This is a genomic window from Aureisphaera sp. (assembly GCF_059726885.1).
Map to the genome: position 1 here is coordinate 1,758,359 of NZ_AP041051.1, position 22,238 is coordinate 1,780,596.

A 22,238-nucleotide genomic window follows, 5' to 3' on the forward strand; every position below is an offset into this window, starting at 1 on the left:
AGAGCCTTGGGGTAATATTTTTTTTAAACTTTAAATAGATATACCATGTATAAATTCAAGGTAAACAATAGAAGATTCGAATCCAGCGAATCTAAAATTACTGGACAACAAATACTTGAAATAGCAGGCTTGATGCCTGTTGAAGACTTCGAACTTCTATATAAAATCAATGAAAAGGGGTTTACCCCGATTCAACTTGGTGAGGAAGTAGACCTCAAAAAAGCTGGAATCGAAGGTTTCAGAGCTAGGCCCTACAAAAAACTCATCATTAAAGTTGATGATAAAGAGGTCGAAGTTGAAGAGTGCATTATGACACCCTTGGAAATAATGGAAGCCGCTGGCATCAATTCTGATAGGTATTCTTTAATTGAAATCAGAAATGGTGGTGTTGAGGTTACCTACAAAGATGATGTTGAGCATAAGATATCCATTACAAGGAATTCGTGCTTTATAACTTGTGAGATTCCTGTTGAAATTGAATGTGTAATAGTGAATGCAAAGCCAAAGGAATGGTCTAAAGGTGAGATATCCTTCGAGGAAGTGGTGATTCTTGCTTATGGAGAGATATCGAATAATCCTGATATAATTTACACTGTGAATTATGTAAATGGTGTTCCTAGCAAGCCTGAGGGCAGTATGCTTCCAGGCGATGTGGTTTCTGTTAACAATAAAATGATATTCAATGTCACCAAAACAGATAAATCATAGCCAAGGGGTCAAAGAACTGCGTAATGATGATTACGTGGTAGAGATAACCGGTAGTTATCTCTTGATACACGATGTTCCATATTTGAACTCGAAAAAGGAATTGGTTTATGGCACGTTAGTTTCTAACGTGCCATCACCAAAACCTAAAGACCATGTTGTTTATTTTATTGGCGAAACCCCTTGCGACCTGAATGGGTCTCCAATGAAGAAATTAATAAATAACAGTAATAGCAGGAACCTTGGGAATGGAATTGTGGCAGACCATATGTTTTCGCATAAGCCTAATCCTATGTATCCGACCTATTATGAAAAAATGGTGACCTATATTAAAATTTTGTCTGCTCAGGCTCAACACTTTTATCCAAAAGCAACTGCAAGAACCGGTAGGATTATTGAACCCAAAGAGAAGAAATCGGTTCTACACTATACGGATACCAATTCATCAAAGGCTGAAATTGAAGCTGTAAATGAGAAGTTATCTGGATTGAAGATAGGAATCATTGGCTTAGGAGGTACTGGGTCTTATATTTTGGATAAGGTTGCCAAAACTTTGGTTGCTGAAATTCATCTTTTCGATGGAGATACTTATAAGCAGAACAATGCATTTAGGGCGCCAAGCCCAACTACAAAAGAGGTAATTGATATGGGGTATAACAAGGCTGATCATTGGGCTGAAGAGTATGGTAAAATGCATAAACATATTTACCCTCACCCTACCTATATCAACGAGAAAAACTTAGGCCTGCTAAATAAATTGGATTTCGTTTTTATTGCTATTGATAAAGGAGAGTTAAAACCTGTTATATTCAAAAAGCTGGAGTCCTTAGACTTACCATTCATTGATTGTGGATTGGGGGTCGAGAGAGTTGGGGATGAACTACTAGGAATTGTGCGGACGACCCTCAGCACACCAGATCATAGGCAACATATGTATAAAGGCATCATCAGTTTCGCCAATGATGATGAGGATGAGTACAGGTCCAATATTCAAATTGCCGACCTAAATGACCTAAATGCTTTGTTCGCTGTTATGAAATGGAAAAAGTACTATGGGTTTTTTAATGACCAACGGCTTGAGCTCCATAGCACTTATTCAATTAACGTCAATACAATTTTCAACAATGAAAATGCAGTATAAGTTTGTCGGTTTTATGCCAGACCAAATCGAGGAAGGAACTGTTTACATTTCTTTAGAATATGGCGCCGTAATACATTTATGCGCTTGTGGTTGTGGAGAGGAAGTAAACACCCCTCTTTCACCAACAGATTGGAAGCTTGCCTATGACGGAAAGAATATAAGTTTATTCCCTTCTATAGGGAACTGGAGTTTCAAATGCCGTTCTCATTATTGGATTGAGGATAGTGAGGTAGTATGGGCAAAAACCTGGTCTGAAAGCCGAATCAAACGCAATCGCACTTTTGATAAAAGAATAAAGTCGAAGTACTACGGCTCTACAGAAAAATCCGTTGAAGAGAAGCATAAATCTAAAAAGCATGAACTGACTAATTGCGAAAATGACCGAAAGGGATTCTGGGATAAATTTAGGATGTGGTTAAATTTTTAACCGCTCTTATGACGATAAGGACGGAAATAAAAGATATGTTACGGAAATACTATGCAATGAATTATTGATGCTGAGTAAATAACACCTAAAAAAAGGTAGAATAACCCAGGGTATTGTACGATGCTCTGGGGTTTTAATTATTAAAAGCGTTGTACATACCACAAAACACTCTCGGCGAAAGCATTTATTTTTTCCTGCAGACTCTCGTCCAGTAACGTTCCGTCCTCCGAATACAAATCATTCACTTTGGACACACATAACTTCTCGGGTATGGCAATTCCTCCCAAGGCAAGCCCAACGGTTCTAAGTTGGGATAAACAAAGGAGCCCTCCGAACCCTCCAGAGGTAACCGATGCAACCCCAAAGGGAATTCGCTTTATAATTTGAGGATTTAGGAAATCCAAAGCGTTTTTTAAAGTGCCCGGAATTCCATTTTTATACTCTGGGCTTACAAAAATAATCCCATCGGCAGTTGAAAGGGCATCACTGAATTCTTGGAGCCCTTCGGGTAATGAATCCAATTGATTCATCCTAATTTCCATCACGGGAAAGGTATACTTCTTCAGATCTAATAACTGTACATTCACTTCTTCATGAATGCCAAAAGCTTCAAGCAAACTCTGAGCTACCCAATGACTTTTTCTGCCTTCTCGAATGGATGCGGATACAATGGTGATTTTTTTCATAACAAGTCATAGGTTTTAAAACATACCAAAGAAACAAAATTTTTGAAGAGGAAAGGGTTGAGCATTTTAGGCATAATTCGCAATTTGCTTTTCGTATTCCCTCACATAATTTTTGGCCATTTCTAGGTAATGGAATTGAGTCATGACCTTACTACGGCAACGCGCCGATTGAATGGTATTTAGGTTATCAATTGCTTTTTCATAGTCCTGTTTCGATTCGCATACGAATCCAACATCTGAAGTTACAATCTCTGGACACGCGCCAAAATCACTACAAATAACTGGGGTCCCAGAAATCAAAGCTTCAGTAATTACCAAGCCAAAAGCTTCGTTCAATTGTGTAGGAAATAAGACGGCCTTGGCACCCGCAAGAAGTTCCCCTTTTTGGGTACCGGAAATCGGCCCTATATAATCGGCATTGTGGGTATTGAAAATGGGTAAAAAACGAGTTAATGTTTCTGCCTTGCGAACACCTCCAGCCACCAACAAACGAATGCCTGTTCTTTTTGCCAACTGTAGTGCGATTTCAATCCCTTTATCGACCGCCCTTTCCAGATGGGAAACCATAAAAAGCAAATAATCCTCTTTGGTCTCTGAGTACATGAATTCGGATGGATCAATTCCATTGTACACATATCGCTCGCTTTGATGAAATTGAGCCTGCGCACGGGAAACAAAAATGATATGGTCCATTAGTTTGGGATGAATAAAATGTGCGCCACCGGGGCCGTGATGTGTTTTTAGCCAAGGGATTTTTGGATAAAAAGGCTCTCTTAGGCTAGGAAGATCCTGTATTACCGCGATATCTATTTCTTTGGGCATTTGCGAGACAAAGGTCACTCCTTTAAATGCGGGTCCATTTATCTTCTTTTTTATATGATGGAATACCTCATGACCCAATTCGGAAAGTCCTTTTACGATATTGTCCATTATTCGTTCAGAACCGGCTCCGTTCATTAAAGCTGGGTAATTCTGATTCGTGGAGACATAAATCTTCATCAATGAGCAAGGAGCTGTTTTAAGCTAGGTAATCTGCAGGTTCCTCTTGGGCTTCCATTTTTCTTACGAGGGGTAATACGTGTGTCCCGAATCGTTTCATCTCCTCCAATTTGGGCCACCCCGAAAGAATGAAATGGGATACCCCAGCCTTCTTGAATTCCATAATCTTCAAGGCGATTTCTTCATAGCTGCCCACTAAAGCGATTCCCGTTGGTCCCACACTTTTAATTAGTCCAGTCCAAACACGACTACTGGGCCAATCCTGGTCTGCCAACAACAGGTTCTCACGCAGGGAATACGAATCACTTTTTAATACAAGCGATGTTTGTCGCTGTTCGTCTTGTTCCGTGCTTTCTTTTAACTGAAATGCCGCCGCTAAAGCCTCTTCTGCAGTCTCCCGACAGATTACCCCAAATCGTAATCCTGCCGATTTCCCCATTTCCAATAAAGGACTTAATTTGGCATGCAATTTCTCTGGAGGCTCTCCCAATTGCATCCAGCAGTCGCCATAGGCTTCCGAGAGATCTATGGCTGGTTGGGAACCGCCAGAAATGAACAGAAAGGGTCTTTCCCCATGTTCGGAGACAAATGGCGTATTGAGTAAGCCTTCTTCAATTTTAAAGTAGTTTCCATCTACATTCACCGGTGTCTTTTTTGCCCAAAATCTTGTGCAGATATCAAGGAATTCCCCAGTGCGGGCATATCGTTCATTGTGATCTAGAAAATCTCCATACGTTTTTAATTCTGCTGGATTGTAACCGGCTACGATATTGATGAATATTTTCCCTTTTATAAGTGTAGAAAGGGTATTAATCTGCTGGGCAAAAAGAGTAGGCGAAAGCAGCCCCGATCGTATGGCAATAATATAACCCATGTTGGGGGCATATTTAGCCAAGGCCAAAGGGAGCAGCATTGGGTCCGGTTTGCCATAATTTATATCTATGAGCACCGATTCGATTCCTAATTCTTGGGCAATTTTACAAAATTCGCCCTGCTGTTCTATATCGGGTAGGGCTGCTTTTGCACCGTCGTTTTGAGAGGTAGCAGTGATCATGTTTTCTTCCCCAGATTGGATGAGTCTCCAATGAAAATGTATTGAACTGTCTTTATTTTTCATGATATCGATACCATTTGTTCCACTTCTTTTTCACGAACCAAAGGCAATACTCCCTTGCCAAAATGCACTATTTCCTCAATATCGGGCCAGCCAATAAAAAGGAATTGGGTAATTCCAATGCTTTTGTATTCCATCAGGGCATTTGCAACGTTCTCGTAAGAACCCACGATGGCAATAGCGGGAGCACCTAAATAGGGTACTGCGCCATTCCAGAGATAAGGGGTTAGCCAGTGCGAATCATTTTTGAACGCATTATTCAAAATTTCCCGGAAGCCTTCAGAATCATAACGTTCATTAAAACCTTGGTGTACCTCTTTTGTATTGCCAACAAAATTCAGGAGCAATTCCTGTGCTGCTTTCTCTGCCTCTTCCTGTGTAGGTCGAGCAATAATTGAAGTAAGCAAGCCAGCTTCTTTTCCTCCCTCGATGGCAGGGCTTATTTTTTCTGAAAGTATTTCGGGGGTGTCTGGAAATCGCCACAAGCAATCCCCATGTTCTGCCACTAAATGGGCAGCCCTTTCAGAATTACCACTAATGTAAATGGTAGGTCTTCTTTTTTCAGAATTGAAAGGTGTGTGAATGGCTCCATTCTCTACTTGATAATATGCGCCGTCGTAATCTATTCCATTCCCGTTTTTCCAAAAAGTATGGCATACTTCCAAAAATTCTTTGGTGCGCTCATTTCGCTCTTCCTTATTTTTGAAATCCCCATAGTATTTCAGTTCGCTGGGTGTATGCCCGCTTACCACATTTATGTACAGTCTATCCCCAATGAGATGGGATGCAGTGTTCATTTGCTGCACAAAATAGGCAGGTGTAATTAATCCAGAACGAACCGCTACCAAGAATTTAATACGCTTGGTTTCCTGCCCCAAAGCCACAGCCAACAGTAATGGGTCAGGGCGCGTAAAGCCGATAGCCATTAGTACCGAATCGATTCCATTTTCTTCAGCTGTTTTACACAATTTCAACTGTTCCCCGAAACTTAGCAGTCCGGTGAGATTTTTAAATTCTCCAGAAGCCCGAAGGTTATCGCCTGCCTGAGAAAGGGTCCAATGAAATCGTAAAGGAATGTTTTTCATGATCTTTCGTATAAGGGGACGTTTAATTGTGTTTTGCTAAGGGTAGAAATTGTAACCCCTAGTTCGTTTCTCATATGATCCAACAAAGGATTAAACCTGGACACACTATGCCAAGTTGTACCGTGCAAATGCAATACACTAGGATCTTTGTTCTCGCTATTATCCCAATACTTGTTTCCGGACATATCTACCCCGCATAGAAGTATTTCGGTTGCCCCCAAATTATAGGCCAATTGAACCGACAAACTACTTACCGAAGCTCCCTTTCTAATGAATCCCTTAAGCGGCAATACCTTATCAGGTTGCAGGGAATCTTCCGCGGTTTCGAATTGATAAATGCGTTCCGGGGATCTTGTAAACGCTGTTTTGGTGATCTCAGGAACGAGTACATCGCGATACACCCGGTTACCCGTAAAATATTCGTCTGCTTCAGGAAACCAATAGGTATCATTATGGGCGAGGACCCACCAATCTGGTTTTAAATTTTCAATAAGTACAGCCTTGTTTACAGCGACAATGCTAAAATCTTCTGGAATACGATGGTAATGATCTGCTCCGTTTGGACCCGGTGCGACGATACAGACTTTTTTTCCAAAGCTCTTGCCCGAATCGATAAGATCGGGAATCGTTTTGGTTATATGTTGTACAGGTGGAATCATGTAAATTGAATTTCTTCCTTCCTTATTAGGTTATCGATAATCTGCTCCAATTTTTCCGCACACTCAATGTATGCCCTTATACCTTTTCCGTGAGGGACGGGGAGGGAACCATCTAGATCGAGATAATGTATTTTGGATTCCATTCCTGGGAATTTTTGAAGGATAAGGTCTTTATGATCCTGTGTCATGCACCAAACCTTATCTACTTTGTCAAGGTCATCATTACTTATCCTTTTTGAATGATGCGGTAGAACACTAACACCTAAATGCTGTAGTGCTTGTTGTGCATTTTCATGAATAGGCCTGCCTCCCTCGGTATTAATGCCCGCACTTAATACGGTTACCTTGGGGGATTTGTTTTTTTTGGAGTCCGTTTGTAAAAAGGAAACCATTTTATCTATACAAATAGCCTGAGCCATGGGCGAGCGTCCTGTATTACCGGGGCAAACGAACATATAGGTGCGTTGCGAATACGGTTGCCCGCGTATGATCTCGATTATTTTAGGGGTACTAAGTGCGAAAATGGCAAGCATTAAAAAGATCGCTCCAGTGATTTGCATTGGCGAATAAAATGGCGTTTCGAAAACCATTGTAAGTATGAGGGCAGCTACCACACCTGCTTGGAGGCTCATAGCGCGATTTATGGGAATACAAAAGGTATTTTCGCGTTTGTCCAAGTAAATTCGTGACCCGAAAATGTAGAGTCCGGCATATAACAATCCTATGCCCATCGCTACTGGAAGTAATCCTGTTTTCAAAAAGAGCGTATATCCATCCCTAATCTGGAGTAAAAACCCACCAGTTGCCATAAGCGCGAGTATTGCGGGTAGTATTAAGATTACCAGTGCAGCAGAAAGCATTTCTTCTACAAAGAATTTATAGTTCGAATTTTTGTCCTTTGTTTTGGCGGAATAGGTCATGAATTGAAGTCGGAAGAAATACCCGGACAAATAGGCTATGATATTAACCCCAGCTGCCATACTAAGGTTGTATGCTGCTTTTTCCGAAAAAACAATCAGCAAGGAAAATAGGGTAAGGCCAAAGGCCAACCAGGAATACCATTGTATTTTTCTTTTGTATACCTTGTCTATAAATGGAGCCATAAGCAATACCCCACCGCGCATAAGCAATGCAGCGAACACGATAGAGATTCCTGTAAAGCTATATGCCAAGGTTGTTGTTGCAATAATAACGGCAGTTGCAATCCCCGAGAAAAAGGTGAACCTATGTGTGGCAAATGGAACTTTTAGTCCTAGGATATTAATTTTCCCGGCATATTTCCACCATCCAGTAAACAAAAGGATAAGAATAAACCCTAAGACCGTTCCCATAAGTACGGCAGGAAGCAATTCGGCTCCAGAAATAGAATTTCCCGTTTCCGAAAACATTCCCTTAGACAGTAGTTTGGTCATGCCGCTATAAGGAACATAAAAGGCAAAATATCCCAATGCCAAATACCAAATGCTAACATTTTTACTTTTCATGGTTACCTTGTTTTTTGCTGTTATAAAAGGATCGATCATGGTCTTTCCCCAAAACCGATTTGCCTATTGTGGCAAGTAACTGATCATCATTGTCATGACGTACATAAAGTGTAATATCCCTGACGATCTGTTCTAAAGGACTTGGTTTAATCAGCGACCGTGCGCCACAGATATGAACGGCATGATCTACAGTTTGCGTGGCCAATTGCTCCACTTGATAGCGAACCATATTTCCAACGGATTTAGCTTCATCAATTCGTCCTTCATTCCATAATTCGGCCACATGATCAAGCCACATGTTCGCGGACTTGATATTGAGGGTCATTTTGGCAATTCTTTGTTGAATAAAGGGATCATCTTCCCTTCCCTGAACTTTTATGTGTTTCAAAGTGTAGTCGTAAGCTGCTTCTGCTCCTCCTAAAAATGTAGCAGCATATTGAGGAACCCATCTTGTTTGCCAATCTTCCAAAAGGAAGTCGCCAGGGCCACCTATCTGATTTTCCAAGGGAATAAAGGTGTTGTCGAAGTTTACCTTGTAACTCACCGAGCCTCGCATACCAATAGGTTTCCACCAGGAATCATCGAAAGTGATGGAGGGATCGTCCAGTTTGCAACCAAGCATAATGACAGATTCTGCATTACCTTCGGCATGACGGGCACCACCAGATCCTTCGGTGTTTACCAATAAATTAGCCCAAGTCGCGCCAGGGGCACTTGAGCAAAACACTTTAGACCCATTTAGAATATAACCACTGGGGGTTTTGGTAAGAAAAGTGCCAATTGTACTTTTTTGACCCGGGGTTCGCAACAAAGGTTCACCGCTCCACACCGTCCATATTTCACCTTCATTTACAACTCCTGAAAACCACATTTCTTTTTGAATATAGCTACCCAAGTTGTCAATTAGCATAAGCGCATTGTTATGCCCCTCCCAACAACGGGCAAAGGCCATGTCGGCTTTAGCTATTTCTGTGGTCATTTGCCAAAGCCTGCGAATGTTATTGCGATTGTTTCCCAGGCCCAGGCCTCCAAACTCTTTTGATGCAGTAGGGGCAATGAGCCCTTCTTTAAAAAGTGAATGGAAATTCTCTTTTGGAAAGGTATAGGTAGCATCGTAGTGAGAAGCTCTTTGTGCAAACTCTTCCTTTGTCAGTTTCCGAAGTACTTGGAGTTCGTCTGTAACGAGTGTTTTTATTTCTTGTTCCATTGTTTTTAAACTTTATAGAAGAATTCGCGAACAAAGCAATCCGACCTTGGATCCTCGTCCTGAAAAGTGAGATAACCAGCTATGATAAGCAGGCCTTTATTTTCGTTAATGGCTAAAAAGGCTTCCATATCATCCATTTTAACCTCTCCTTTAAATGCTACGATATCATTGCTATCTGGAGTATAGCCATGTGCCTTGACGATTCCAGGGGTCCATGGGTTTTTATAGAAGCTATCTGCAGAGTTTTTAATGGATATTTTCATGACGCCATCTTCTTCAAAAAAGGTAAATTCCTCGATCAGTCGAGCCTTTTCGTAGGAGTTTCGCCAAGTGCCGAGATATTCGGCTAATTTGTTTCTATAGGTGCTTTCGGTTCCTTTCATGATGGGTTTAGGAGTTTATTTTGCAAAAGAATTCACGTGAGAAATAATTATTTCGATGGGTTCCATCGGTAAATGTGTTATAGGATTGAATAACCATAACACCGTATTTCATGTTACCAGCAAGTTCAATTCGCATAAAATCGAAATTGAAATGACAGATGAAACCTTCTATGGAGGGAGAGGTAACATTGGAGCTAAAAACCTCGCATATCGTGGTGCCCCAATCCAATTCCCCATTTTCTAGTTTACCATAAGCATGCAATAGCAGTTGTTCATTTTCCGTGCTCACTACAATACGGGAAATCTGACCTGTATTTGGATTTACATTATCCCAGGTGCCAAATAACATGTCCATTTCCGAACCCCATTCGTGGTAGAATTCTGAAACCAAATCATCTGTTTTGGTGTGTGTTAGCTTGTCTTTTTGCATTTAATATACTTTTACTTTTTGTGTTTTATTTTCATATACCGGCATTTCCAAACCAGTCATGTATTTAAATTGTTGGCCAATTTGTAATCGGGCAATTTCTTTCCCATCCGTACATTTAATTCCCGTGTCCAAACAGTGTTTAATGAGTGTTGTGTCATTTTCTAATGCATACACATGGTCTATTACGGTAGCATGAGGTTGCAATAGGGTTATGTCGAATGGGGTTTCTCCATTCTTTTTGCCCAAGGGCGTGGCGTGAATTATGATATCGAAATGACTGGCATTGAATTTTTCCAGGGGAACGAAAGAAAGGTTGAGGGAGTCAGCAATTTCCTTTCCCTTTGCCTCGGTTCTATTAACCAAGGTTATGTACTGATTTTTCCGTTGTAAGGAAACCGCAATACTTCGCCCTGCCCCGCCGCAGCCAACGATAGCAATCTTTTGATGTTGCCAAATTGGATTGAGCCTTTCCAGTGCTGCCAAGGCACCAAATGCATCTGTGCTAAAGCCGCGCCAACCATTTCCACTTTTTACTACTCCGTTGCATGCCATTGCGTATATGTTATTCGTTATCTCCTTGTATTTCGAATTGGAGTAGGCGGCTTCTTTAAAGGGGGCAACAACCGTTAACCCTTTTAAAGGAATGGGAAGTTTATTGGGGTTGTCCATAAACTCCTTTTTAAAGGATACAAAATCCGGAACCTCGAATGGAAGGTAGAGATAGGGAAGGTTAAGCGAGCGATACGCCACGTTATGCAGTTTGGGCGAAATGGACCCCAATACAGGAGTACCCACAATTCCAAAAAGTTGTTCCACATTGTTCCTGTGGGGTAACCCATAATCCTCAGTCAAACGCCTAGGTGTAAAGTGAGTATCCGTTTCAGATCCTTGGGTCAGTACGGTATGAGCCTCTGGAGCACCTAAGAAGGGGGAGAGGACCTGCGACCATTCTGTCGATGGTCCCGTAGCGTATGCCACAAGGTCATTGTTTTTATAATTATTCAATAAACGAATTAATGGAGCAATGCTGTAGGCATCCAGATTTTGCAAGACTAGTTTGTAGATGCTTGCAGGGGTTTGCACCATTTTTTCGAAGCGATCCAACAAGGTTTCATAATAGGGCTGGGAGCCGTACCAAGCAATTCTCCTTTTTTGCTTGGGAATGTGTCTTAAAAGCCTTCTGGTGAGATCATGTTCTACTTCCAATTCAATGAAATCGAAATGTTCTACTGCTTTCAGAAGTAATTCATGACGTGCTTTTAGGGAACCCTCAAAATGACCTCCATATTTTGTGCTTTTCAGAACATATATGGTTGGGATGGAGGTAAATTCCTTTACCTCGAATGCATTCTTCATTAGATCGGCCCGTACTTCTATTAGATCGATATAAGGAGCCTGTTCTATCAATTCATCCCTCTGCGATATATGGGACAATGTGGTTACTATATGTATACGTTTATCCATATTATCTTTCTGAAGTATTGAAAGCAGTGATCATTTGGATGCCATTACCTTTTTCATTTAATCCAATTATGTACATGAGTGAGCTTCCTACCCTTCTATTTAGGTCATAAGAAAGTGCGGGTGAAAGACCATTGTAATACCGAAAAAGTCCTTCGAACCCTTCTTTGATTTTATCCTTGTATAGTTTTTTCCCTCCTCTTTTTAAGATTTCCTCCACAGTAGTTAATTGCGCAAGCATTTCCCATTGACTTCCCTTCCAGTTTTCGGACAGCGCATAGTTACTTTTTAGGGTCTGATACATTTCCTTTCCTTTAGAGGTTCGTTCTGAGGGCCATGTTGGATATCCGAAGAAAACGTTGTTTCTAATATTGGCAGGGGTTTCGAATAGATTGATGCTTGCAATAGTGCCCGGCACCAATATATAGGGGGATTTTTCATTTTCTTGAAAGTGCTGAAGTAGGGGATTTCCCAACTGCTGACCCCCTAGATACAGGATGAGATCGTTATTCCCAATTTTTGGATGAGCCCCAATTGCGGCTATGTTATTTTTTTGAAGTTGGATTACCGTCGGCTCAATGCTGTATTGTTCTTTGCAATATTCGACTATGCCCTGAACCAAGCTGCTTTCCTCATGGGCGATAAAAATCGAAGTATCCTTGGTAAGGAACCCCTCACTTTTTGCGTAATCGATCAATGCCGTACTTTGTATTATTAAACTGGGGTACATATAAAAACCATAGGGATTCTGTAGTCCTTGTTTTGTAAGTGCAGAGGAATGAGATAGTAGCCCTGGAGTTTGAGATTGGTTTATTTTCCTTTCTACATAATCATATCCTTCCCCGAGAACCATGAAATATTCTTCGGCTTCCATTTCTGAAGCATTTGTAAAAAAATAGGGCTCTATTTTTCTATGGTATAGACCTCCTGACTCGTTGAGGTTGGATACATAGGCATTTACCAATTTAATTAAGGCTTCATTCTTGCCCTGAGGAGCCTTGTTGTTTTGCGGCAGGGAGACTCCTATTTTTATGGTACTATTTGAGATTCCAACATCGTTTTCATCACCAATTACTTTTAGATATGAGATGAGGTTATCCATATCTTCACGACTCATCACATACCTCGGCATTGCATTGTGCAATTCATTACCAGCAGGATCTATGCCTGAACTTATGGCGTTTCTTAGGGAGCGTTCGGTGTAGGCGGGTCGTTTTCTTTGGTTTTGAAGATTTCCGCCATAGTTTTTGGTAAGTTCTTTCCAAGTTATATTGGAAGGGGTAATACCGCCTTCAGGATTGCCTGAACCATCTGCATTATGACAATTTACACAGGCCATAACTGTAGCAGGAACAGAGACTCCAGACATTTGTGCCGTGATTTTCACATCGGTCATGCCCATGCCCTTGGAGTATACATCCTTGCCTGCTAGTTGCTGTTTTGTGAGCTGGGTAAGGAGCATAGGTCCCGAGGCACCAACTAAAACAAAAAGCAATACTAGCAATAGTATTATGCTTTGTTTGTTTTTCATGAAATGGCTTTTATTCCACAGAATCAGCTATAACACTATCCACTTGGGCGATGATTTCATCAACATTGGCCAAGCCATTTACTTTTTTCCAAAGTTTGGTTTTCACATTGCCCACAAGGAATACAGAATCATGTCCTTCTCGGTTGGTCACTTTCTTTCCAAGCTTCTGAAGGGCCAGTTCAATATTTTCCTTTTCACCGGTAATGAAATACCAGCCTTTTCTAGCGTGATACGTTTTGGCATAGGCCTCTAGTGCTTCCTGTTGATCCGTTTCATAATCTACCGTGAGGGAAATGATATGGACCTCTTCCCCCATTTTATCACCCAAATGCTCCTGAATCTTCTCCAGCGTAGCACTCATAAGAGGACATACTCCGGTACATTCCGTAAAAAAAGGATTAATGATCACGACTTTGTCCTTCATTAAATCTGAATACAACTGCATGGTTTCCCCATGCTGATTCATAAGAGAGACATTGGTGAAATAAGCTTCGTCAGGATCGGCAGTGGCTCCAGTTCTTGCGTCATTTGGCGAAGGACTTTCGAAAAATCCATTCAGGGTTTTGGCCAATTCTTCTGGCTGGGCCAGTCCATTGGTTCGTACCCAGTTTTCTCCACCCTCTTTTCCGAGAAGAATGATGGGCGCATGTTCTTCTTTAAGGGCTGTATATACTTCAAGTTTTTTGAGTAAGTTGTTTATATCGTTTTTGTCACCAGTTAGTAGTGTCCAGTTATCTCCGGCCTCAAATTTTTCACTCCAGGCCAATAAGTGTTCTGGAGTATCAGTTATTGGATCAATACTAAGGGTAAGCATTACCAATTCGGAACTTTCAACACGGTCCTTCATTAGTTTTTTAAGGTGTGCAAAATTCGCCCCCATTGGTGGACAGATTGTTTTGCAACTGGTAAATATGAAATTAAGTGCCACAACTTTTCCTTCAATTAGATCGAAAAAGCGTACTTCTTCCCCGTACTGATTTACTAGCGAGGCATTGGGAATATCCTTCATATCTCCCAACGAAAAATGTTCCTTTGTATCTGCTGTAGCATCTGCAGTGGCACAGCAAGCGCCACCTTTGTGCTTAGTTTCCTGTGCAACCATTGAAATGGGAACCAGTAACAGCCAAATAATTATAGTGAGTTGATTTTTTTTCATGATAATGAAATTTGGTTAGTTGATTTCTTATTCTGAAGCGTATAGGGTTAAAAATTGAGGGTTATTGTAGCTCAGTCCCCTTGAAGGACAGGAAACATAGACGTAATGAAGTCCTTTCTCATCAAAGGTGATTTGTGTTTCATAGATCCCTTGGGTGCCAGATTCCTTGGCTTCGACAGCGAGTTGACCTCGCCCTCCACTGTTCATGGTCATAAGCCGTACATCTTTTAGCTGCGAGACAGGTTTTTGGGTTTTTAAATCCAGAAGTTGAAAGCGCAATGCCAATTCTTGGCCAACTTTGGGTCTGTTGGTTTCTGTTATGTACTTTATAGACAAGGGCCCTAGGCTGTTTCGAAGTTTTTCCAGTTCTTTTTGTTCGTCTGGAAGTATGGTTACCGGAAAGCACTCCAGAAACGAAGGAACATCCATAAAAAGACTTACCTCATAATCGCCAGGTGTTCGCATTTGGACCGTGGTCTCATAAGTCCCCAAAGAGGTTTCTTCAATGCTTTTATCAACAACCTGAACTGCTTTTGGACGTTTTCCATACGTACTGAAATGACCACTGGGAGCTGCCATTCCTTCGCGATAGTAATAGATGGAGCGATCTAAATAATTGGAAACCAAAACCGCATTGGCACCAGGTGCTTGTACAATACCGGGAGCTCCATTTTCTGGTGAATCCAAGCCTGGCGGATTTTGACCGCCCGTGAAATCGATCAAAGGAACTTCATTTCCTTCCTGTCCAATAACATCTAATGGGATCATCCAAATGATTTCACTTCCTAAATGGCGAACGTAGGCCAATTCATCCGAGAAACTAACTTCATCTGGTTGTGCATCTACGTCGGCAGATTGCACTATTCTATTGGTCGCGGCATCTAGGATATGAATTTTATGCGTCCTGGGATTGAGGAGGAATCCCAGTCGGCCATCAGGAGAAAAAACGATCTTGTCAATTCCTTTTTCACCTTGTATTTCAGTCATAACAACACCACTCTTGGCATCTATTACGGTAATGATTCCACTTAAGCCGTTAACAACATAGATAGCATCTGCCTTTTTTGAAAAGGCTACAGAAACGGGTGTGTCTGCTACTTGAATATCCTCTATTTTTTCAAGGGATTGAATATCAATAATGGAAACAGTTCCGCTTCCTTGGTTGGTAACAAAAGCGCGATCATTTCCAGATGCGTGGATCACTTCGTGTGGTCCCACTCCTGTTTTGATCACTTTTGCCAATGTCTTTTCCTGTGTATCCACTATTGCTACTCCAGAAACACTTTCAAAATTTCCAGGCAGGTCATAGCCCATCCACAGGTAATGTTCGTCCGGTTGCAATGCAATTTCCTTAGGTTGCCCGGGAATTGCAATATTGTGATAGTTTTCCATGGTGGTGGTATTCACAAAGGCCACTTGATTGGCATCGGGAAGTGAGACATAGAATTCTGTTTGATCTTCCTTAACTACCCAATCATAACCACTACTTGCTAATTGAATTTGGGTTAACAATTGTGAGCCGCCAAAACTGAACAATGGGTCTACCACATTTATAGAATTATCATCATTTAAGGTGAGTACATAGTACACATTGAGGTCTAATTCCGGTCGGGATAATAAGCCTCCTTCAATAAAAGAAATGATCTTTCTTGCACAATCTTCGGGATTATTTGGATTTGTTTTATCCATCCAAGCTGCAGGGAATGCACCGGTTTGGGGTTTTCCCGAAAGGGTATCGAACACCTTGAAAACAAAACGAACGTTATCCCCTTCCCGGAACTCCCCTAATGAGCGTTCCGGGTTGAGGTTTGTCATTGTAAAATCTACTTGTATCCCTTCCTTCACCACAGACTTGGTATAAGCTTCCTGCGCGGATACTGAGGAAACAGCCAATACTAGAAATAGTACGATTAGGCTTCGGATATGGATTAGCATATTCTTCATTTTATGTTTAGTCATTCTTAGAACCTCCTATAGGTTTCTTCTCACCTTCATTTCTGTAAGGCGCTTTTACATCATCCACTTTAGGGGTTTCTGCATAGGGCTTCTTAGCATTCTCGGACATAAGGGCTTTTGCTCGTTGTACGCCCTCCAAAAGCACTGCAGTACCCTGAATTCTGGCTCCTTCTGGTGAAGAGATCACATATCCTTTGTTCAATCTCTTATTGTTCAGGTTAGAAAATGCCCAAGTCCCGTCAGGATTCACATCAGACTTTACTGTCTTTCCACCATTGTAGGTTAAGGAGACGAATTCTGGTAATTCCCCGGTTTCAGGATCTACTGAAACATCGCCGGATATGGACGTTTTTTTGGTCGAAACCTCTACATCTTCCAAGGATAGATAATCCTGACCATCGGTCACAGTCATCAATCCCCATATACCTCCTTGAAAACTAAGGTTTAACATACTTCCATAGAGATAATCGCCGGGAATTTTATCGGCACCACCCGCACTGTCAATTAAAAGATCGAAACTGTTTAATGGACCTACTTGATCCCTAAATCCGAACCATTGAGATTTGTCATTGTATCCTAATTTGGTAGACGCATCGGTATAAGGTTCTTCTTGCCAAACATGACCGTGAAGGTTAAAAGTTTCTGTATTACCACTTCCTCCTGGATGCAATAAACGAAGGCGAAGCGGATCGCCAGCTTTTGCCACAAACCTTGGGGTCGCCGGATAATTTCCACCGCCAGTAGCACTGTTGGAAGTAATTCCGGAAAGATCATTTCCATTAAGGTTTGCTGACGGATCTGGAAGCCTATTGGCGAATGGTTCCGATTTATAATTCATTGCATAGGTAATACTCTGGCTGTTACTATTACTTACCGAAATATTGTCCTGAAATTGCATTACAAACTCACGGAACATTAATGTACCATTGGCATCATATACGTTGGCAGAACTAGGGGAGTCTTCGTCTTCTTTCCAGGTTGCTCCTTGTGGCTCAATGACCAAAGCGCCAAATAATCCTTTGGCGTACTGCTCTAATGGATCGGGAGCTGTTAATACCACGGAACCAAACTCTACAGGAATGGCTTTGTTACCTTCCCATCTACCAGCATACCATTCGTAGGTACGCGAATCACCAATGGCAACAGTTTGCGAGGTATTGAAACCAATATCCGTTCCATCGTTTTGCGAAACATCATAAGAAAGCAATTCTGCATGCAATCCAACGTCGGAAGAGGCGGTTACATTCGTACTAATCCCAACACCTTGTTTGTTGGTATAAGAATAATTAGTAGAATTAATTGAGAATCCAGGTGTAATATCGTTGGTAAGTTTAACCGAAATACAGTCTCCTGCATTGGCCCTTAGAACCAGTGGTTCACCTTGCCATGTCCCTGCTTTGTAGTCCTCGGTTTTAACAAATACCAAGGCATCGTCTTCTTCGTATCCAAAGGTTTCATTATAAACCAGGCTTCCACCCAGCTTATCAATGGATACAGCCGTGACATCGAAGCTTTTTTGTGGTGCACCATTTGGACACCCACAATTTTTTTCTAATTCACTTATAGGATTCTTGGTCACATCGTTATTTGGAAGCGGGACCAGATCTGATTGTGGTTCATTAAATGCTCGCATTAGTCCCCACATTCCTGCAGTTCTACCACTCACATCGGCACTGGTTTCATACAGGTAATCCGTCGCGCCATCATTTTGACCTGTCACGGGCAATTGAAAGTTCATTTCGAAATGTTCGGATAGGCCCATGTTTTGCGTGGATCGATATCCAGAATTTTCGTTAGAAGGTTCGAATAGCCAGTTCACTCCGTGTACATTAAAGAAGTGACTGGTTACATGCGCTCCAACGAGTGTTCTAATTTGAATTTTATCATTGGCATAGGCCCTAAACAAAGGCGTATACGGATCTCCGGGCTCCATCCCTGCTCCTAATGGATCTTCAGGGAACCTAAAGGTGGTACTACCTGGAATCAATGACCCTCCAACGGGTTGCGTATTCCAAGTTGGATCTTGTCGCGTAATTTGTGAGTTATATATGGATGCTAAATTACCAGCTGCACCCGAGGCCTGAATGTACGTTGAATCCGTATTTGGATAGGATGCCCTCAAAGGCAATGGCTCATTTCGATAATTCATTGAATAGGTACCACGGAAACCAAATGATACTAACTCAGGATAGCCTTGGTTTTTAATAACTTTGGTCGGATCCATCCATCCTCGATACTTACTCACCGAATCCAAGAACTGTATTTTTGCGGATCCAGTATAAGGTTCGGGTAGTGTTGGATAGGTATCGGGTGTTTCCCGACTGTCTGGCAAGTATGCCTGTTGGGTATCTTGGAACTCTAACATGAATTCGCGATAGCTTTCATCTACTTTCTTTGGATCTGTATAAACTACATTGGCCTGCCAGCTCGTAGGTCCTCCGTCACTTACGTTCATGGATTGTCCGTTTATGGTAACGGGTCTTGTTTTACCATCTGAAGCGGTGCTCAATTGTGTTCCGGTAATTGGATCGAACCAGTTGGTTTCACTGGGTTCTACCAGAAGACCTGCATATAGTCCTACTTGTTGATGGGTAGAAGGACCAAAATGATCATGTGTAAAGACTGTTCTCAATGTTCTGTCTTCTCCTCTATTGTTTAGAAGAGGATCGGCATACCAGCGTTGAATGGTAGTTTGTGCCCCTGTCCAATCCTGTCCTTCTGGGGCCTTACCCCAAATAGGGTTGGGTGCATGAGGCTCTAGTTTATCGGAATTTACAGTGTAACCAGAAATATTGGTTATGGGTTTGCCAGCTTCGAATTTGTAGTCATAACGAACTCCACCATCATTGATGCCTTCAATTCGGTGACGTACCATATCGGGTGCCAGTGTTCCATCCTCATAGTTCCAGCCATTGGCTGCACCATCTGAAGAGGTTACGTCGAATTTCACCAAATGAATATGCTGTCCTATAATGTCTGTTGGAGTACGTACCTGATAATCATCCAGTTCATAGTATTCGGGTACTAAATTTGTGTGCCAGTATTCAATATATTCCTTACTGTTAGCCCTAAAATAAAAGGGTTCGGGAGCCTTTTTGCCGTCTATATTTGCGGCAACATCTCCCCAAAGGGAAATAATTCGTTGTTGCGGAAAATGCCATCCTTTTTTATTCAAGACCACATCTAACTGAATGTTTGCGGCTTTGTATGTTCTTTTAGTTCCCACGGAATCCCCTTTTAGGTTTACCCTTGGATCTGCGTATGGAGCACCTGGCGCCGGAGGGAGACCATTAAGCACAAAGTTGCCTAAGGACCCTTCTGGTGTAAGGGTAGGATGGTTGCGCTTAGCGTGAGTGTCCATGGCTACCTTTTCTACAGCCGTTCCCCCTTCAGGTAATTCGATTACCTGGATTTCATCCATTATTTTAGTCCAATCGTAGGTCGTATGATTTTCGAAAGGGACTCTTGCTTTATATATTACATTTCTTGGAAGCCCACCATTTAGCGATCCATAGGCTATTGAATCTCCCACAGTATTATAGATAGGGCCCTGAGCAAAATCCAGCGGTGGGTGCGGAGGTCTACTTCCTGCTATACCGGGAATATAAAATGGGTATCCGGGATTTTTAGAAGTATCTTCCACAACGACTTGTCCGTCAGAAATAGTAGTCTTTGAAGGAACAGGCGCCATAGCCAATGTTGGTATGGGAACCAAACCGGGAATGGGTGTTCCAGTGGTGATTTCACCATCGGGTAAGGCACGGGCACCAGGAGCGACGGAGCCATCCCCTTTTAGCTCGGTACCAAGTTCCAATACATCATGTACACGCCACATACTCCACATTCCTGCAGCGAAATGGGGGTAGAAATGACAGTGGAATATTTGGTCTCCCACAGTTTTATTTAAGTTACCACTTCCGTCGTACACCATTTCCAAGGTGTATGAAGAGCCAGGATTAATGGCTTGGCTGTCTAGATAATGTCCTTCATCACTATTAGGTGAATGTAACCATTGAGCTGCATGCTGGTGATGTACGTGGGTAAGACCTGCTCCGGCATGTGTTACACGGAACTTCACATGATCATTCATATAACTATGGTATACATTGGATGGGTCGTCCGCATAGAGCACTTTTGTTGCTTTGGGTGCAATTAATGGGGTCATGGTTTTATCTGCAGCGGAGTTATTGGCATTGAACAAAAATTGATTTTGTTGGGTTTGGTTTTCATTTGCAATTGACGCTGCATTGGCTGGAACATCTACAACTGTAGATGGATCACCTACCGCCCAAGAACTCAAGAAGAATTCTTCGTAAGCACAATCGGAACAGTCGGCCATGGGGCCAACCCCAATTCTATTTGCATAGATTTCGGCACCAATACCGCCACTTCCGTAGTTAATGGAAAAACCATCGACACCGGTTTTTAGGGTATTGGAAATGGATAGTCCGTCTTGATTGGTCGATTTGTCAAAAAACACAGGGAATGCCTGTACGGTCCAGGGCGATTCATGATAGTGAATTCCGAATTCCCTATATGGTTGCCTTCTATTTGGAGAAGCTGGAACTTCAGCAAAAGAAGGACTGTCCCCAACAAAGTTGCCTCTATTTGGACCTGTTATAATGGCGGTTAAATCCGTATGGATAATCTCCCTTAAATTGGGACGCACTTGTTTATACATTTTTAATATGGGGCTACCATCTGGGTACGTGGCGTCGTAATCTATGTTGGGGAATAGGTCATCTTCAGAATAAATATCTGTTATTTCCCCTTTGGCAACTTTAACAATGGATCCATCAGGAGCCCTACGGCTGTAATAGGTAATGGCTTGTTGAAGATCGTCTTCCGTTACCTGACTTCGATACCATTCAGCCCCTTCGGGTTGAACGGTTAGGGATCCGAATAAACCATTGGTTAATTGCCCGCCAGGCTGTCCGCCATTGGCATTGGTGGCACCTGTGCTGTATAGCATGAATGCCCCTTCTTCAGGAACCCGGAGAATATACTCTACGGTTTCCCCAGGATTGGCAAGGCTAGAATCATTGGCTCCGGACCAACTTCCGTCGGAAGCAATGCTGCCTATCATTTCAGTTCCTAAAATATGGACTCCTGCGGCACGTGTCTTCGGATAGATGCCATTGGCCTGACCCTGGTTTACTGTAGCCGGTTTTTCGGTATTGTAAGCATCTACTGTAGCCGAAGCATCATAAGGGGCCAATAGATTCGTAAATCTAATTTTCAAAACATTCCCCTTGTTGGCTCGTAGCATTATGGGTCTTGGCCTTTTGTCTGCCCTAAGACGCACATTCCCCAAGAGGTTTTGAGGAACAGTTGCTGGTATTTTTGTGTCAAGATCCCGCGTAAGGGCAAAGATCATCCCAGTGGGCTGGGCAGCTCCCATTCGGTTGTACATAAATGGCTGGTTTATCGCCGCCATGTCTACATATACCGTGTCTTGTACTTGGGCCTGTAGTGTCGTTCCTATTGTAATAAAAAACAGGACAATAGTTAACCTGATAAAATTGGACAATTGTTTGGTTGGAAATTCCATGATTTCGATTTTAAAAATTTGGTTAGTGATATGACCCTGGGGTTCATATATTCAAAAAAAATCAAATGCTAGGGAGCCTGAAAGGTATTAACAGAGGTTTGTACCCTCAATACGTATTAATACGTAATCTAAAATACTGTAACATAAAGATATAACTAAGAATAGGTATTGGCTTGAGGGTGCAGCTTATACCTTTTACGGGGTAACCGTAAGAAGGGGTTTTGGGCACTATTTATTTAGTGCAAACGAAATGGTGTGAGATG

At 42.0% G+C, this 22,238-nt stretch carries 17 protein-coding genes; 3 read left to right on the plus strand and 14 right to left on the minus strand.

Annotated features, from left to right (window positions below):
- Positions 1 to 45: 45 nt before the first annotated feature.
- The 3 genes from AC6JAD_RS07680 to AC6JAD_RS07690 are packed head-to-tail and all read left to right on the plus strand — an operon-like array spanning position 46 to position 2,273.
- Positions 46 to 708: a multiubiquitin domain-containing protein gene (locus AC6JAD_RS07680; RefSeq protein ID WP_461304659.1), complete on the plus strand. Its 663-nt coding sequence runs from the start codon at positions 46 to 48 to the stop codon at positions 706 to 708.
- Entirely contained in the window at positions 683 to 1,846 is a 1,164-nt protein-coding gene (locus tag AC6JAD_RS07685) for a ThiF family adenylyltransferase (RefSeq protein ID WP_461304660.1), read from the plus strand. The genes AC6JAD_RS07680 and AC6JAD_RS07685 overlap by 26 nt, the downstream gene beginning before the upstream one ends.
- A complete protein-coding gene (locus AC6JAD_RS07690; protein ID WP_497866238.1) occupies positions 1,830 to 2,273 on the plus strand; it encodes a ubiquitination-like system serine protease family protein in 444 nt (147 codons plus the stop codon). Before AC6JAD_RS07685 ends, AC6JAD_RS07690 begins: the two co-directional genes overlap by 17 nt.
- Before the next feature lie 140 nt (positions 2,274 to 2,413).
- Here AC6JAD_RS07690 and AC6JAD_RS07695 read toward each other — a convergent pair whose 3' ends face one another.
- The 14 genes from AC6JAD_RS07695 to AC6JAD_RS07760 form a co-directional block, all read right to left on the minus strand.
- Positions 2,414 to 2,959 (minus strand): NADPH-dependent FMN reductase, encoded by a 546-nt coding sequence (locus AC6JAD_RS07695; protein WP_461304662.1) that lies wholly within the window; start codon positions 2,957 to 2,959, stop codon positions 2,414 to 2,416.
- A gap of 66 nt (positions 2,960 to 3,025) precedes the next feature.
- Complete coding sequence (locus AC6JAD_RS07700; RefSeq protein WP_461304850.1) at positions 3,026 to 3,958, minus strand: glycosyltransferase; 933 nt, start codon at positions 3,956 to 3,958, stop codon at positions 3,026 to 3,028.
- 19 nt (positions 3,959 to 3,977) lie between these two features.
- Complete coding sequence (locus AC6JAD_RS07705; RefSeq protein ID WP_461304663.1) at positions 3,978 to 5,075, minus strand: LLM class flavin-dependent oxidoreductase; 1,098 nt, start codon at positions 5,073 to 5,075, stop codon at positions 3,978 to 3,980.
- Positions 5,072 to 6,157 carry an LLM class flavin-dependent oxidoreductase gene (locus AC6JAD_RS07710; RefSeq protein ID WP_461304664.1) on the minus strand — a complete coding sequence of 362 codons (1,086 nt, stop codon included), beginning with the start codon at positions 6,155 to 6,157 and terminating at the stop codon, positions 5,072 to 5,074. Before AC6JAD_RS07710 ends, AC6JAD_RS07705 begins: the two co-directional genes overlap by 4 nt.
- Positions 6,154 to 6,816 (minus strand): 6-hydroxymethylpterin diphosphokinase MptE-like protein, encoded by a 663-nt coding sequence (locus AC6JAD_RS07715; protein ID WP_461304665.1) that lies wholly within the window; start codon positions 6,814 to 6,816, stop codon positions 6,154 to 6,156. Before AC6JAD_RS07715 ends, AC6JAD_RS07710 begins: the two co-directional genes overlap by 4 nt.
- Positions 6,813 to 8,300, minus strand: coding sequence for an arsenate reductase/protein-tyrosine-phosphatase family protein (locus AC6JAD_RS07720; RefSeq protein WP_461304666.1), 1,488 nt, complete (start codon positions 8,298 to 8,300; stop codon positions 6,813 to 6,815). The genes AC6JAD_RS07715 and AC6JAD_RS07720 overlap by 4 nt, the downstream gene beginning before the upstream one ends.
- Positions 8,290 to 9,507 carry an acyl-CoA dehydrogenase family protein gene (locus AC6JAD_RS07725; RefSeq protein ID WP_461304667.1) on the minus strand — a complete coding sequence of 406 codons (1,218 nt, stop codon included), beginning with the start codon at positions 9,505 to 9,507 and terminating at the stop codon, positions 8,290 to 8,292. Before AC6JAD_RS07725 ends, AC6JAD_RS07720 begins: the two co-directional genes overlap by 11 nt.
- 5 nt (positions 9,508 to 9,512) lie before the next feature.
- Positions 9,513 to 9,890 carry a hypothetical protein gene (locus AC6JAD_RS07730; protein WP_461304668.1) on the minus strand — a complete coding sequence of 126 codons (378 nt, stop codon included), beginning with the start codon at positions 9,888 to 9,890 and terminating at the stop codon, positions 9,513 to 9,515.
- A 7-nt stretch (positions 9,891 to 9,897) separates the two neighbouring features.
- Entirely contained in the window at positions 9,898 to 10,320 is a 423-nt protein-coding gene (locus AC6JAD_RS07735) for a hypothetical protein (protein WP_461304669.1), read from the minus strand.
- The gene (locus AC6JAD_RS07740) at positions 10,321 to 11,784 is read right to left on the minus strand and encodes a type I 3-dehydroquinate dehydratase (RefSeq protein ID WP_461304670.1); all 1,464 of its coding nucleotides are present in this window, start codon (positions 11,782 to 11,784) and stop codon (positions 10,321 to 10,323) included.
- A gap of 1 nt (position 11,785) precedes the next feature.
- Positions 11,786 to 13,312 (minus strand): cytochrome c/ABC transporter substrate-binding protein, encoded by a 1,527-nt coding sequence (locus tag AC6JAD_RS07745; protein ID WP_461304671.1) that lies wholly within the window; start codon positions 13,310 to 13,312, stop codon positions 11,786 to 11,788.
- 10 nt (positions 13,313 to 13,322) lie between these two features.
- A complete protein-coding gene (locus tag AC6JAD_RS07750) occupies positions 13,323 to 14,468 on the minus strand; it encodes an SCO family protein (RefSeq protein ID WP_461304672.1) in 1,146 nt (381 codons plus the stop codon).
- Between the two features lie 27 nt (positions 14,469 to 14,495).
- Positions 14,496 to 16,403 (minus strand): YncE family protein, encoded by a 1,908-nt coding sequence (locus AC6JAD_RS07755; protein ID WP_461304673.1) that lies wholly within the window; start codon positions 16,401 to 16,403, stop codon positions 14,496 to 14,498.
- A gap of 16 nt (positions 16,404 to 16,419) precedes the next feature.
- A complete protein-coding gene (locus AC6JAD_RS07760; RefSeq protein ID WP_461304674.1) occupies positions 16,420 to 21,975 on the minus strand; it encodes a hypothetical protein in 5,556 nt (1,851 codons plus the stop codon).
- Positions 21,976 to 22,238 lie beyond the last annotated feature (263 nt).

Bases quoted from the DNA above. Each gene is read 5' to 3' on its own strand.
- AC6JAD_RS07755 (WP_461304673.1), bottom strand. From the start codon at position 16,403: ATGCTAATCCATATCCGAAGCCTAATCGTACTATTTCTAGTATTGGCT.
- AC6JAD_RS07715 (WP_461304665.1), bottom strand. From the start codon at position 6,816: ATGATTCCACCTGTACAACATATAACCAAAACGATTCCCGATCTTATC.
- AC6JAD_RS07720 (WP_461304666.1), bottom strand. From the start codon at position 8,300: ATGAAAAGTAAAAATGTTAGCATTTGGTATTTGGCATTGGGATATTTT.
- AC6JAD_RS07740 (WP_461304670.1), bottom strand. From the start codon at position 11,784: ATGGATAAACGTATACATATAGTAACCACATTGTCCCATATATCGCAG.
- AC6JAD_RS07685 (WP_461304660.1), top strand. From the start codon at position 683: ATGTCACCAAAACAGATAAATCATAGCCAAGGGGTCAAAGAACTGCGT.
- AC6JAD_RS07730 (WP_461304668.1), bottom strand. From the start codon at position 9,890: ATGAAAGGAACCGAAAGCACCTATAGAAACAAATTAGCCGAATATCTC.
- AC6JAD_RS07735 (WP_461304669.1), bottom strand. From the start codon at position 10,320: ATGCAAAAAGACAAGCTAACACACACCAAAACAGATGATTTGGTTTCA.
- AC6JAD_RS07710 (WP_461304664.1), bottom strand. From the start codon at position 6,157: ATGAAAAACATTCCTTTACGATTTCATTGGACCCTTTCTCAGGCAGGC.
- AC6JAD_RS07750 (WP_461304672.1), bottom strand. From the start codon at position 14,468: ATGAAAAAAAATCAACTCACTATAATTATTTGGCTGTTACTGGTTCCC.
- AC6JAD_RS07680 (WP_461304659.1), top strand. From the start codon at position 46: ATGTATAAATTCAAGGTAAACAATAGAAGATTCGAATCCAGCGAATCT.
- AC6JAD_RS07760 (WP_461304674.1), bottom strand. From the start codon at position 21,975: ATGGAATTTCCAACCAAACAATTGTCCAATTTTATCAGGTTAACTATT.
- AC6JAD_RS07695 (WP_461304662.1), bottom strand. From the start codon at position 2,959: ATGAAAAAAATCACCATTGTATCCGCATCCATTCGAGAAGGCAGAAAA.
- AC6JAD_RS07700 (WP_461304850.1), bottom strand. From the start codon at position 3,958: ATGAAGATTTATGTCTCCACGAATCAGAATTACCCAGCTTTAATGAAC.
- AC6JAD_RS07705 (WP_461304663.1), bottom strand. From the start codon at position 5,075: ATGAAAAATAAAGACAGTTCAATACATTTTCATTGGAGACTCATCCAA.
- AC6JAD_RS07690 (WP_497866238.1), top strand. From the start codon at position 1,830: ATGAAAATGCAGTATAAGTTTGTCGGTTTTATGCCAGACCAAATCGAG.
- AC6JAD_RS07745 (WP_461304671.1), bottom strand. From the start codon at position 13,312: ATGAAAAACAAACAAAGCATAATACTATTGCTAGTATTGCTTTTTGTT.
- AC6JAD_RS07725 (WP_461304667.1), bottom strand. From the start codon at position 9,507: ATGGAACAAGAAATAAAAACACTCGTTACAGACGAACTCCAAGTACTT.